We start from the raw sequence: 13011 nt of genomic DNA, 5'->3' as shown, positions 1-13011 counted from the left end.
TGGTGGACGCTACTGGGCTTGAACCAGTGACCCTCGCCTTGTAAGGGCGATGCTCTCCCAACTGAGCTAAGCGTCCAATTTTCTTTTTTACTTGCTGTGCTTGGCAAGTGGAGCGCTATTATAGATATGCGACTTAGACTGTCAACCCTAAACTATAAAAATATTGTTTAAATGGCGATTTTCTATCCATTACGTAGTTTTGCCGTGCGTTTAATGTACAAAATGGCTTAAAAATCTCATTTATCACTTATTAGTTTCTAAAATTGGTTTTTTTTAGTCTACGTAGACTGGTAAACTTCGCGCACTTAATTAAAAAGGAAACAATAATGTCCGTGATCACCCGATTTGCCCCTAGTCCCACCGGTTATTTACATGTAGGAGGTGCCAGAACTGCACTTTACTCATGGTTATATGCCAAGAGTAAAGGAGGTAAGTTTGTCTTACGGATTGAAGATACTGACATTGAGCGTTCTACCCAGTCGGCTATCGATGCCATTTTGGAAGGAATGGATTGGTTAGGTTTGGATTACGATGACGGACCTTATTATCAAACTAAACGATTTGATCGCTATAAAGAATTGATCGAACAGTTGCTCAGCGAGGGGAAAGCTTATAAGTGTTTTATGAGCTCAGCGGAATTAGACGATATTCGCGAAAAGCAAATGGCCGCGGGAGAAAAGCCTCGTTATCCTGGAACATGGCGAGATAGAACGGATCATCCTGAAGGACAACCTTTTGCTATTCGTTTTAAAAATCCACTCGAAGGTAAAGTGGTCATCAACGACCATATACGAGGAAAGATCGAAATTGCCAATGCTGAATTAGATGATTTGATTATTCAGCGCAGTGATGGAACCCCCACTTACAATTTTTGCGTAGTAGTAGATGATTGGGATATGGGAATTTCTCATGTGGTACGTGGCGAAGATCATATTAATAATACGCCTCGTCAAATTAACATCTTAAAAGCACTGGACGCACCTGTGCCCGAATATGCTCACGTATCGATGATTTTAGGAGATGATGGAAAAAAATTATCAAAACGACATGGTGCCGTGGGTGTTATGCAATACAGAGATGATGGTTATCTACCTCAAGCCCTGTTGAATTACCTTGTTCGTTTAGGTTGGTCTCATGGTGACCAAGAAATATTCTCTAAACAGGAAATGATTGAATTATTTGATTTAGATTCAATCGGCCAATCAGCTTCTGCATTTAATACTGAAAAGCTTATTTGGTTGAACCAACATTACATTAAAACGCTTCCTGCGAATGAAGTAGCTGAACACGCTAGATGGCATTTTGAACAACAGAACATAGACTTGTCTAATGGACCTAAACTTGAAGCTGTTATTGAAGCGCAAGCCGATCGTGTAAAAAGCTTGGTAGAGTTGGCACAGATTAGTCGATATTTTTATGAAGAGTATGAAGAGTTCGACGCCAATGCCGCGAAAAAACATTTACGTCCAGTTGCTAAAGAAGCGTTGTTATTAGTAAAAGAAAAATTATCTAATATTGATGACTGGACGCCTGTATCAATTCAGAACGCAATTAATGACACTGCGCAAGAATTAGAGATTGGAATGGGTAAAGTCGGCATGCCGTTGCGTGTGGCCGTTACAGGGGCAGGGAATTCGCCGTCACTAGACGTCACTCTAAATCTGTTAAAACCTGAACAAATTGCTCAACGAATCGACAAAGCGCTCATTTATATAGCAAACAGAGAGAAATCATAAAAAAATCATAAAAAAATCGTTGACATGAAAAGGTCTGATGCCTAGAATGCGCCCCGCTGTCAAGGAATGGTAGCTAGCTAAAACAGCTTAGCCACTAGTGACATAAAGCACGGGGCTATAGCTCAGCTGGGAGAGCGCTTGCATGGCATGCAAGAGGTCGGCGGTTCGATCCCGCCTAGCTCCACCAATATCATGGATTGTTTACTACCACCTAGGCCAGTAAGCATTAGATATGACAAGAATTTGTTTTGTAAGGCGTTTTAAGTTGTAGGGTGGTTCACCATCCAATAATGTCGCTCCTCTCGCAGGCTCGACTCGCCTTACAGAAATTTATCGAAGCTTGCTTCGATAGGCAAAATTTCTGTCCCCATCGTCTAGAGGCCTAGGACACCGCCCTTTCACGGCGGTAACAGGGGTTCGAATCCCCTTGGGGACGCCATTTTGAACAGAGTATAGGATGTACTCGGTGGTCGGTAACGGCAACAAGGAACGCTTAATTCACACTCCTGGGCGAATTAAGTAAATAGTAGTGATAGAAAATTGTTTTTGTAAGGCTCGTTATAGTTATAGGGTAGTTCACTATTCTATAATGTCGTTCCTCTCGCAGGCTCGACTCACCTTACAAAAAATCTCGGAAACATGTTTCCGAAGGAAGATTTTTTGTCCCCATCGTCTAGAGGCCTAGGACACCGCCCTTTCACGGCGGTAACAGGGGTTCGAATCCCCTTGGGGACGCCAATTAGAAAAACCGCACTTTTTAGTGCGGTTTTTTTATGTCTGAAAAATAATAGGTAAAGTGGCTGACATTTTTCATGGCTGTCCACGCTATCAGCATCCAGGATGACAGGATCTAAAAGGTCAATGGGACATCTGATGTGTATCCAATTGCTAATTTGCACAAATATCTATGCTGTAGCATATTAGGTGCAATTCGAATTTATTGGAAAATAGCATTGAATCCATTGAATTGGATAGGCAATAAAATAGCGCACTTTCTACAAAAGCCTAGCCCAACCTATCGTAGTGAGACCACTTGCGAGCCTGATGCTTTATTAAAAACCCTCAAAAAAGGCGATGTGCTGTTGATTGATGGTGTAAGTAGGGTGAGCACCGCAATTAAATATTTAACTCAGTCTACTTGGTCACACGCGACGCTATGCATAAGCGACCAATACGGTATTGAAAATCCAGATATTGCTAAAGTCCATTTACTCGAAGCTGATGTTGTGGAGGGTGTCAGGGTGGTAAATTTACAGGAATATGTGGATCAAGGGACAAGAATTTGTCGGCCAGTCAGTCTCAATCAACAGGATATTGACAAAATTGTAGACTATGCGAGACAAAGAATTGGGCATCAATACGATACCAAAAATATTCTCGATTTAGCTCGTTATTTAATCCAAACTCCGCCGGTACCTGTGGGGTGGAGGCGGAATATGTTGTCTCTGGGGAGCGGAGATCCGACTAGAGCAATTTGTTCTTCATTATTGGCACAAGCATTTCAATCAATTGGTTACCCCATTTTGCCACAAAAAATTACACGGCCTCAAAGTACGCTTGTCAGATCTAAAATAAATCATTTTTTCCAATCTAGGCACCACACACTTTTTGTACCTAAGGACTTTGATATATCACCATACTTTGCCATTATAAAGCCGACTATCGAATTACATTTTGATCCTTATTCGTTTAACTGGGTTTCTGAATCCGAATTAAAACAAGAAAATCAACAGCCAACTGTTGTAAAAGATTAACAGGAGACAATCATGCTTGAACTTAGGCCAAATTGTGAGTGGTGTGATAAAGATTTACCCCCTGAGAGCACCGAAGCCTGTATCTGTACTTACGAATGTACTTTTTGTCAGAGCTGCGTCGATTCTGTATTGCTGAATGTTTGTCCAAATTGTGGAGGTGGTTTTAGCACAAGACCAATAAGGCCAGCGAGGCCTTTTAGGCTAGGGGTTAGCCTACAAAGTCATCCAGCCTCTACAAAGCGCGTTAACAGTCCTTATTCAAAAGAGGAAATTGAGGCATTTCGGAAAACTGTAGTGACCAAATAAGAGTAATGAAATTACAATCCAAAAACATCAGTTCTCCTTGTATTCGAAATTGTTGTTTAGACCAACATGATGTTTGCTTGGGATGTAACCGTAGCCTAGAAGAAATTTTAATCTGGGGGAGTGCTGATGATGAGCAAAAAATAAATATATTATTAAATACTCAAAAGCGTGAAAATCAACGTAATAAAGTACCAAATAACAGATCATAAAAGCGCCATTTTTGCTACAATCCGCCACTTTCTGTTTCCCTAAAATTTAATTAATTGAAATGAAAATTGTGTTAGCGCCTATGGAAGGCGTGGTTGATCATCTAATGCGCGATATGTTGACTCAAGTCGGCGGATTTGACTCGTGTGTAACTGAATTCGTGCGTGTGGTAGATCAACTTTTACCGACTAAAGTATTCTATCGTCTATGCCCTGAATTACATCACCATGGATTAACACCTTCAGGTGTGCCAGTAAAGGTGCAACTGTTAGGGCAAGAACCTGATTGGCTGGCGGAAAATGCGGTTAGAGCGATTGAATTAGGTTCTCATGGTGTGGATTTGAATTTTGGCTGTCCCGCCAAGACAGTCAATAAAAGTAAAGGCGGAGCAGTACTTTTAAAAGAGCCTGAAGCTCTTTATAAAATCGTTTTGGCAGTGCGTGAGGCGGTTCCTCAACAACACCAAGTGACAGCCAAAATGCGCTTAGGTTTTGAAGATAAATCTTTAGCGATTGAAAATGCTCAGGCTATTGAAGCCGCAGGGGCCAGCAGTTTAGCGATTCATGCGCGAACCAAAACTGAAGGATATAAACCGCCTGCTTATTGGGAGTGGATTGCCAAAATACGCCAACAAACGCAGATCCCTATTATTGCTAACGGTGAAATTTGGTCGAAGGCAGATGCAATCCTTTGTCAGCAGCGTTCTGAGTGCCAGGACATTATGTTGGGACGAGGTGCGTTAGCTTTGCCTAATTTAGCTCAAGTTATACGACAGGATGCTAGTAAGATGACGTGGGAACAGGTTAAAGCACTACTGTTAAGCTATTCAGGATATGAAATATTTGGTGATAAAGGTCGTTATTATCCGAACCGTATAAAACAATGGTTAGGCTATTTAAAAGTGCAATATCCAGAAGCTGAAAGCTTGTTTATGCGCATTCGGTCAATGACTAAATCAGCCGATATTGTGTCTGTTCTGCAGCACTATCAAGACAGTGATGTTTTTAGCTAAAAGATATTTTTTAACAACAATTATTATAGGTGATTTGAAATGGCATTGAAGCCGACAATTTATAAGTTTCGTATTTCGTTGGCTGACATGGACAGGCATCATTATGATAATTTGAGTTTAATAGTGGCACAACACCCATCTGAAACAACGCAGCGGATGATGGCTAGAATTGTTGCTTTTTGTATTCATGCTCAAGATGGACTGGAATTAACCAAAGGATTAAGCGAAACCGCAGAGCCGGACATTTGGGTGAAACAGCCAAATGATGACATAAGTTTATGGATAGAAATTGGTGAGCCTGACGCAGAAAGAATTAAAAAAGCTACTCGTTTGGCCTCTAATGTGATTGTTTATAGTTTTAATACTAAGTCTGACGTGTGGTGGCAGCAATCAGCCACAAAATTTAAACAGCTAAATGCAAAATTCTATAGATTTGATTGGCAACACATATGTCAACTTACTGAATTAATTGAAAGAACCATGGATATGACAGTTACCATTGCAGATCAATCTGCATTCATCGCCACAAATCTAGGTGAATGTGAAGTTCCTTGGGATGAACTTCAGGCAGGTTAATTGCAGTATCTTCAACAACTGGTATATTTAATTCTAAGAAAACTCGCTCTGCTTTCTATGTTCTAGATTTTATTTGGATTAACAATAAAAGCTGGGCAGGGTTTGACCATCCGTTATCGATAAAAACAACAATAAACGAACTTACTTTTTGGCAGGAAATCATGAAAATACTATCTACCTACGCAGGGGTCTCCCTAAGCGTTTTGGCTAGCGTGTTATTAGCTGGTTGTGATGCAGAACAACCAGAAAAAGAACCGCCAGTTACCCTGAATAAAAATCCATTCCCTAGTACTTATCAAGCGATGGACAGTGAACCGACTTTAATTACAAATGTGCATATTCTCGACGGTGTTGGTGGTTACATTGAATCCGGTTCCGTATTTATTAGCGATGGTAAAATTAAGGCGATAGGAAAATCAGTTAGTGCGCCAGATGGAACTAAAACCATTGATGGTAAAGGGCAATGGGTTACCCCTGGGATTATTGATGTACATAGCCATTTAGGCGTTTATGCCACACCCGATACAGCTTCTCATTCTGATGGCAACGAAATGACTAATCCAGTAACAGCCCAAGCTTGGGCGGAGCATTCAATATGGCCACAGGATCCTGGTTTTCATCGAGCGCTTATGGGAGGTGTCACCAGTTTACAAATATTGCCAGGCTCTGCCAATTTAGTGGGGGGCAGATCGGTAACCGTTAAAAATGTGCCCAATCGAGTGATTCAAGATATGAAGTTTCCAGGAGCTCCCTACGGCATCAAGATGGCCTGTGGAGAAAATCCAAAACGTGTATATGGCAAAAAAGGTGGGCCCGGCACACGAATGGGTAACGTAGCAGGGTATCGACAAGCTTGGGCAGATGCACAAGACTATAAAAATAAATGGGATCGATATTATGCAGAGTACGAGCAAGGTAAGGATCCTAAAGTTCCGAAAAGGGATTTAAAGTTAGAAACCTTAGCAGGTGTGTTGGATGGTGAAATCATCGTTCATATGCATTGTTATCGTGCTGATGACATGGGCACAATGCTGGATGTAATGAAAGAGTTTAACTATCAAATTGGTTCTTTTCATCATGCCGTTGAATCTTACAAAATTGCGGATCGTTTAAAAGAAAACAATGTTTGTTCTTCAATGTGGGCTGACTGGTGGGGCTTTAAGATGGAAGCTTATGATGGTATTCAAGAGAATATCCCTATGGTCCATGCTGCTGGGGCCTGCGCCATAGTGCATTCTGATGACGACAAAGGCATTCAACGTTTAAACCAAGAAGCAGCTAAGGCCTGGGGAAATGGTAAGCGAGTTGGAATTGAGATCTCACAAGCTGATGCGTGGCAGTGGCTATCTGCAAATCCTGCTAAATCATTAGGAATATTTGATCAAACAGGTTCATTGGAAGTAGGTAAAAACGCCGATTTAGTACTATGGAGTACAGATCCGTTTTCTACTTATGCTAAAACCGTCAACGTATACATTGATGGAGCCCTTGCTTTTGATCGTAACGATCCAAGTAGTTGGCCGGTAAGTGATTTTGAATTAGGACAACCAGGTGAAGGAGACAGCAAATGATTAACTTAAGTAAATTACTTTCTTTAGCTGTGTTGGCGGTTTCCGTTGCTAGCATTATTAATAATAATGCGATAGCAAAAAATATTGCGATTGTTGATGCCACAGTTCACACCATGACAGAGCAGGGCACATTAACCAACGCTACTGTATTAATTAGTGAAGGTAAAATTCAGACGATTTTAACCGAAACTCCTGCGTTGACCGGCTATGAGATTATTGATGGTAAAGGCAAAGTAGTCACACCTGGTCTGATTGGTGCCTATACGTCTTTGGGATTGGTAGAAGTAAGTTCCTCTGCAGGAACAGTAGACAGCAGTTCTTCTGACAATGCGATTAGCAAAACCGGTGCTGCGTATGACGTATCTTATGCACTTAACCCTAATTCTTCGTTAATGGCTATATCTCGAATTGAAGGAATTACCTCAGCAGCGACAAGCATGAACAGAACTGGACAATTGTTTACTGGACAAGGTGCAATTATTACCCTTGGTCAGGGCAGTTCAGCACTAATGAAAAAGTCCGCTTTTGTCTCTACTGGTGTCGACAATGGCGCTGCAAATAACAGCGGCGGCAGTCGAGCTGCGTTATGGGTAGCTTTGGAACGAGCTTTAGATGAGGCAAGCTATGTCGATGGTAAAACGTTCAATCCTCAATCCCCGTGGTACGGTATAAGCAGTCTTGATGATGCAATTGCCTTAATACCTGTTATAAAAGGCGATATTCCACTAATGATCGCGGCTCATCGTGAAGCGGATTTGTTGCAAGTGATTGCGTTGAAAAAACGTCATCCTAAACTAGATGTTGTAGTTCTATATGCAACTGAAGGTTGGAAAGTGGCTGAACAATTAGCGCAAGCAGATATTGCTGTTATTTTGAATCCTGAATCGAATTTACCGTACGAATTCGACCAATTAGCTGCAACAATGGAAAACGCTGGTCGCTTGCAAAAGGCCGGTGTAATTATTGCTATTGGTATGAACACCCACAATATTCGTTTAGCCAAGCAACATGCTGGAAATGCTGTTTCTCACGGCTTACCTTGGGATGCTGGCCTTGCCGCGTTAACAATTAACCCAGCCAAGATATTTGGTATAGACGACAAAGTTGGTAGTCTGAGCAAAGGCAAACAAGCTGATGTGGTGGTTTGGTCTGGCGATCCGATGGAAGTTGCCGAGGGTGCTGAAGTTGTTATCATTAATGGTGAGTTAGTTGAAATGACATCTCGTCAGACAAAACTGCGTGATAGGTATTTGCAACCTTCTAATGGCAAAAGTGTGCATTACACCAGACCATAAATTGTTATCTCTGACTCGTGCGTAGTATGGGCTGGTAATATAGTAATTTAAACACAAAATAGAACTTTAGATGTGACCCCCAATAGTTGAAAAATCCGAAGACTGGGGGTCTTTTTTATGGCTAACCAGCACTTATTCTTCAAGTTTTTTTGCGCCTTTCCTACATCTTTAATCTTTAACAGCAAATATTCATTTTTTGGATACCGTTAAACTGCTCTGCAGTAGATTTATTGGAAATAATCATATCAGACGGTCACCAAACTTTTTATAAGGTACTCTTTAAATTAAGTGCTGATATTGATTTGAGCAATATTTCACACCTCAATTTGATTGATGAACTTCAATACTTGGTGTTTTATGATACGCACTCTTTGTCGCTGGCAGCAAAAATACGATTATGGGTTATCAATTGTTTTTTATTGGGTTGGATAACAAAGCTTGAAGCTGGTTATTTGTTACTTCAGTCTTAAATCCTTAATTCATTGTTCCAGTATTTGATGTGATTTTGATTGGGACATGACTAAACCGCCAATTGAAATATAGTGGTTTCTTTAGACCAGTTTAACCGTGCATGCTAACGAAACTCAATTAATCTGGCAGTGTACTTATATTCGGTATTTATCCTATGTCTATTTATAAGTAAGCTGACCTTTTTCTACTTGTTATTGAATAGCTAATTCATAATCGCTTAAACAGACTTTTTTGAGAATGTTTAGTCATTAATTGCATTACATTCTGCAAATTAAATTTGAAAAGTGTCAACGCTTTTTAGGGCGGGTTAGGGTCATAAAAAAAGCCCGCGATTGCGGGCTTTTTTAATTTTTGAAATAACTAACTAATTATTGAGCTTCAACATCAAGAACAGTTAGTGCATTTTCATCTCCGTTTTCATCTTTATATATGACACCACCAACATAGTTTTCACCACTTTGCAGTCCATACATACCGACATAAACGTTACTTGTACGACCATTAACAGCTCGTGAAGATGCTCTAACAGTCATTTTCGTAGTACCAGACTCATCGACAGTCCAGACGTGTAATGGAGCGAGAACACTGTCTTCGCCACCCAATGAATAACCGTGTACAAACACGACATAAATGTCACTATTTCCTAGATTAGCTAAAGGCTCAGGATCAATTAAGACAACAGATTCATTCGATGTAGCGGTTAAACTAGAGCCAACTTCTGAACAGCTAAAACCTGGACAAGCATAAACATATAAGTCCAAATCAACATCAGCAGTGGCTTGATCTTCGTCATAAAGGGCGAATTTAGCTATGCGAGTACCTTCTGGCACGTCTACAAAGTAAAAACCTAAACTACCTTCATTGAAAGCGAATTCTTGGTCAGCATCCTGATAAACGGTATCTACAAATACATCAGCAGTATCTAGGCCAATTCCTTCAGCATACAATCTGCCGTTATAACCCATTTCCGCTGATAATGTGACCCGTGCAACAGAACTTGTAGTAGTCATGTTTACAGTCTCAGGAGCGATAACTCTAAGTGGAGCTGTTGGTTTTATAGCGATTGGACTGCGAACATCGTGACTTCCATCACTCCATGTTATATCACCAAATACCCATTCATCCTCTACTGCACTGTCATTTTTAGTAAAGGTCAACTGATAAATACCCAGACCAATATCGTTGAAGCTCATAGTATCTGAATCAACAATTGTTCCTGTGGCAAAATCGTAAACACTTACAGTGACATCAACACCTTCTGGAGCGTTAACTGTAGCAACGTAGCTATCAGAGTCACTTACATTAGTCACATAACGTGTAATGGTTTGCGTGTCTGCTAGTTGTTCAATTGCAATGGAAGCAAGATTGAGATCACTGGCATCAGTTGGGAAACCAGCAACCTCTAATGCTGCACAAGCACCTGGGAAGTAATCTGATTCTACGAATGCTTGTTCACCTTGACCACATAAAAACGCATAGTAGTCATTAAAATTAGCATCGTAAACAAGACCAGGATCAACCGCTGAATTAGGATCAACATGACCTGCTCCATAATCAAATGGATCAGCAGCAGTTAAACCATCTTCTTTAGTTAGGTTTTGTCTTGCAGTCGTCATTATAGCTGATTTGACCGCAGCAGGACTCCATGTCGGATGAGCTTCTCTAACTAAGGTAGCTAAACCAGCAATGTGCGGTGATGACATTGAAGTACCACTTAGATAAGCATAGCTTTCACCCATCTGTCCGCTGTCGATTTGAGAACCGGAAGTCCCCGCTAGAATCTGCTGTCCCGGGGCTGTGATATCAGGTTTAATGATATCTGCTGTTGCTAGACTTTCACCACGTGAAGAGAAGCCGGCCATCTGATTGCCAATTTGTGGAATTATGCCACCAGAAATACCATCATTGGTTAAGGTAACACTTACAACCATTTCATCTACTAAATCTACTAATTCCAATCCATCAGAATTAGAGATCATCACACCAGGAATATTGATTCCAGTGCTTTCACCGCCCATGACGATCGCTTCAGCAGTTGAATAAACAACCACCCCGATTGCGCCAGCTTCTTGTGCATATAGAATTTTTTCTGAAAATGCACATGAACCTCTGGAAATTAAAGCGATATTTCCGTCAATTTCTTCAGCATTTGTAATTGGATTGTTACCAGTAAAAATATCTGGATCTTCGTCACACATGAATACTGGAGATGTCGCTACCAATTGACCACTAAGACCTTCGTCAGGAATTGGAGAAGTAATTGAACCACCTAATGAATAATATGCGTCATTCGTATCGCCATAACTCACATTAAGAGATTTCCCTACAACCTCTGCATCTCCATCGTATGTTGATGCGCCAACTGTCGTTACCCATGGAACATTATGGGCAACAGTTTGTGCGCCAGGGCCAGAGTTACCAGCAGAAAGTGAACTAAATACTCCGCCTTGAGCTGCATTGAAAAACGCTACATGTACGGGATCGACTAAGGTCGTTGTACTTCCACTGATAGAATAGTTAATAACATCTACACCATCCGCAACTGCAGCATCAATAGCCGCTACAGAATCAGTTGGGAAACATCCGCTATTACCTTCCGCACTGCCATTCCAACAAACTTTATAGGCAGCGACACGAGCTCTTGGCGCCATACCTGTTACTGTACCGACATCTAATCCTAAAATTGTTGCTGAGACATTTTCATTCCCGCCCGCTGTAGTTATGGTATGTGTACCGTGACCGTCGGCATCTCTAGGGGAATCAAATTCACCAGGTAAGATAGATTCAGGTGCGAAGCCTGAATTAAAATAACGTGCACCGATTAATTTGTTATTACAACTAAACAGTGGATCAGTACCTACATCACAAGCATCCTCAGGAGCTGGCCATTCAGGTCGTGTCTCCTGGATAGGGTCAAAACCGGCGTCATCTAAACTGGGGTTTTCTGGCCATACACCAGAATCTACTACCCCAATAATCATGTTTTCGCCTTTATTGCCTAAAGTATGAAGTCCACCAGGCGCTGTCAATCCTAAAAAACTAGGAGTGTTTGATGTATCCATATGTCTTACTTCATCTGGCCATATGTTCAAAACTTCTGGATTACTTTTTAGTTTAGCAATTTGTGTTTCTGTTAAAACTGCCGCAAAACCATTGAACGCATGCTCATAGGTGTAAATTGCTTCAGTTACACCAACACTACTCATTACCTGTCTTTGTTTGTTAACTAGTTTATTGCGATACGTAATTGAAGCGACAGAGTTGGCATCATATTTTGCTGTGTTCAAGACACCATCTGCTTTTAACGGGATGCCAGTTGATTTGACTCCACTAATGGCGGGTTGGTCTTTTAACTGAATAATGTACCTAGAGGTTGTTTTTAAATTATGAGAGGTTGAACCATCTAAAGTGAGTAAACTGCGGTCTGAATTAGATAATGCCAAAGCACTATGCACAGACATCGCCAAAAAGCACCCGGTTCCGAGCACTGTTAGCTGTTTGCGTAACATAGAATCTTCCTTTATTGTTTTATAATTATGAGCAGCGTTTTACTGCCTACGTTTAGAAACGTTTTCCAAACTTCTTTGGTTTGGTAACTTGACCAAGATGGCCAAATCTAATCTTTACACCATCAAAACGTCTTTTATTTTTGATGTGGTCGTAAATTAGACTTTGTATTCAAGCAAGAAACATTCCCCCTATATAGCGTACTGATATATATAATAATTTTAATCGCTAGATAAAAGACGAATCAAAAGTTGTTAAAAATGCTGACAGAGGATTGATTGTTCCATGTACGATTGATGGTTGATTTTTATAAATAAATTTAAACAGCTCTCAAAAATTACGCTAAAAGCTATTGCGTTATAGTTATCGCTCTATATTCAGGCTATTTAATTAGTGATAACTATAAATATAGGTTAAATTACGAAAACATTAAAAAAGTACTTGATCTTCGGATTATGGTCTGTAGAATGCGCGCCTCGCTTCGGGACAAACTTTAAAAAATGTCTCTTCTTAATAGCCTTTATATGAATATTAAGAGCAAGCCGCAAGGCAAGTGTGAAGCGGGATGGAGACGAT

The 13011-nt window shown here is 40.7% G+C and carries 9 protein-coding genes and 4 tRNA genes; 11 read left to right on the top strand and 2 right to left on the bottom strand.

Going from position 1 to position 13011, the window contains the following annotated elements; all coding sequences use genetic code 11:
- Positions 1-76 (bottom strand) — tRNA-Val (locus Q4567_RS21535).
- A gap of 250 nt (positions 77-326) precedes the next feature.
- Between Q4567_RS21535 and gltX the strand changes: the two genes are divergently transcribed.
- From gltX to Q4567_RS21480, 11 genes are all read left to right on the top strand, one after another.
- A complete protein-coding gene (gene gltX, locus Q4567_RS21530) occupies positions 327-1736 on the top strand; it encodes a glutamate--tRNA ligase (protein WP_303502338.1) in 1410 nt (469 codons plus the stop codon).
- 111 nt (positions 1737-1847) lie between these two features.
- Positions 1848-1923 (top strand) — tRNA-Ala (locus Q4567_RS21525).
- 176 nt (positions 1924-2099) lie between these two features.
- Positions 2100-2175, top strand: a tRNA-Glu gene (locus Q4567_RS21520).
- 223 nt (positions 2176-2398) lie between these two features.
- Positions 2399-2474: transfer RNA gene (locus Q4567_RS21515), tRNA-Glu, on the top strand.
- A gap of 215 nt (positions 2475-2689) precedes the next feature.
- Positions 2690-3490, top strand: a complete 801-nt coding sequence (locus Q4567_RS21510) for a YiiX/YebB-like N1pC/P60 family cysteine hydrolase (RefSeq protein WP_216048747.1) — start codon at positions 2690-2692, stop codon at positions 3488-3490.
- Positions 3491-3502: 12 nt separating this feature from the next.
- Complete coding sequence (locus Q4567_RS21505) at positions 3503-3796, top strand: DUF1272 domain-containing protein (protein ID WP_216048748.1); 294 nt, start codon at positions 3503-3505, stop codon at positions 3794-3796.
- Positions 3797-3801: 5 nt separating this feature from the next.
- Positions 3802-4005 (top strand): DUF1289 domain-containing protein, encoded by a 204-nt coding sequence (locus Q4567_RS21500; RefSeq protein WP_216048749.1) that lies wholly within the window; start codon positions 3802-3804, stop codon positions 4003-4005.
- A gap of 59 nt (positions 4006-4064) precedes the next feature.
- Positions 4065-5015, top strand: coding sequence for a tRNA dihydrouridine(16) synthase DusC (dusC, locus tag Q4567_RS21495; RefSeq protein ID WP_216048750.1), 951 nt, complete (start codon positions 4065-4067; stop codon positions 5013-5015).
- Between the two features lie 39 nt (positions 5016-5054).
- Positions 5055-5591 carry a YaeQ family protein gene (locus Q4567_RS21490; protein ID WP_216048751.1) on the top strand — a complete coding sequence of 179 codons (537 nt, stop codon included), beginning with the start codon at positions 5055-5057 and terminating at the stop codon, positions 5589-5591.
- A gap of 161 nt (positions 5592-5752) precedes the next feature.
- Positions 5753-7162 carry an amidohydrolase gene (locus Q4567_RS21485; protein ID WP_303502334.1) on the top strand — a complete coding sequence of 470 codons (1410 nt, stop codon included), beginning with the start codon at positions 5753-5755 and terminating at the stop codon, positions 7160-7162.
- The gene (locus tag Q4567_RS21480) at positions 7159-8457 is read left to right on the top strand and encodes an amidohydrolase family protein (RefSeq protein WP_216048753.1); all 1299 of its coding nucleotides are present in this window, start codon (positions 7159-7161) and stop codon (positions 8455-8457) included. The genes Q4567_RS21485 and Q4567_RS21480 overlap by 4 nt, the downstream gene beginning before the upstream one ends.
- Positions 8458-9296: 839 nt before the next feature.
- Here Q4567_RS21480 and Q4567_RS21475 read toward each other — a convergent pair.
- Entirely contained in the window at positions 9297-12437 is a 3141-nt protein-coding gene (locus tag Q4567_RS21475; RefSeq protein WP_303502329.1) for a S8 family serine peptidase, read from the bottom strand.
- Between the last annotated feature and the right edge of the window lie 574 nt (positions 12438-13011).

Origin of the sequence: Aliiglaciecola sp. 2_MG-2023 (assembly GCF_030548145.1) — a bacterium.
GTDB classification, from domain to species: domain Bacteria; phylum Pseudomonadota; class Gammaproteobacteria; order Enterobacterales; family Alteromonadaceae; genus Aliiglaciecola; species Aliiglaciecola lipolytica_A.
Note: the sequence above shows the minus strand (reverse complement) of the source record. Positions and strands in the feature narration are given on the sequence as shown.

What these genes read in the sequence shown, in the direction of transcription:
- gltX (WP_303502338.1), top strand. Translation starts at nt 327, where the DNA reads ATGTCCGTGATCACCCGATTTGCCCCTAGTCCCACCGGTTATTTACAT.
- Q4567_RS21505 (WP_216048748.1), top strand. Translation starts at nt 3,503, where the DNA reads ATGCTTGAACTTAGGCCAAATTGTGAGTGGTGTGATAAAGATTTACCC.
- Q4567_RS21500 (WP_216048749.1), top strand. Translation starts at nt 3,802, where the DNA reads ATGAAATTACAATCCAAAAACATCAGTTCTCCTTGTATTCGAAATTGT.
- dusC (WP_216048750.1), top strand. Translation starts at nt 4,065, where the DNA reads ATGAAAATTGTGTTAGCGCCTATGGAAGGCGTGGTTGATCATCTAATG.
- Q4567_RS21490 (WP_216048751.1), top strand. Translation starts at nt 5,055, where the DNA reads ATGGCATTGAAGCCGACAATTTATAAGTTTCGTATTTCGTTGGCTGAC.
- Q4567_RS21485 (WP_303502334.1), top strand. Translation starts at nt 5,753, where the DNA reads ATGAAAATACTATCTACCTACGCAGGGGTCTCCCTAAGCGTTTTGGCT.
- Q4567_RS21480 (WP_216048753.1), top strand. Translation starts at nt 7,159, where the DNA reads ATGATTAACTTAAGTAAATTACTTTCTTTAGCTGTGTTGGCGGTTTCC.
- Q4567_RS21475 (WP_303502329.1), bottom strand. Translation starts at nt 12,437, where the DNA reads ATGTTACGCAAACAGCTAACAGTGCTCGGAACCGGGTGCTTTTTGGCG.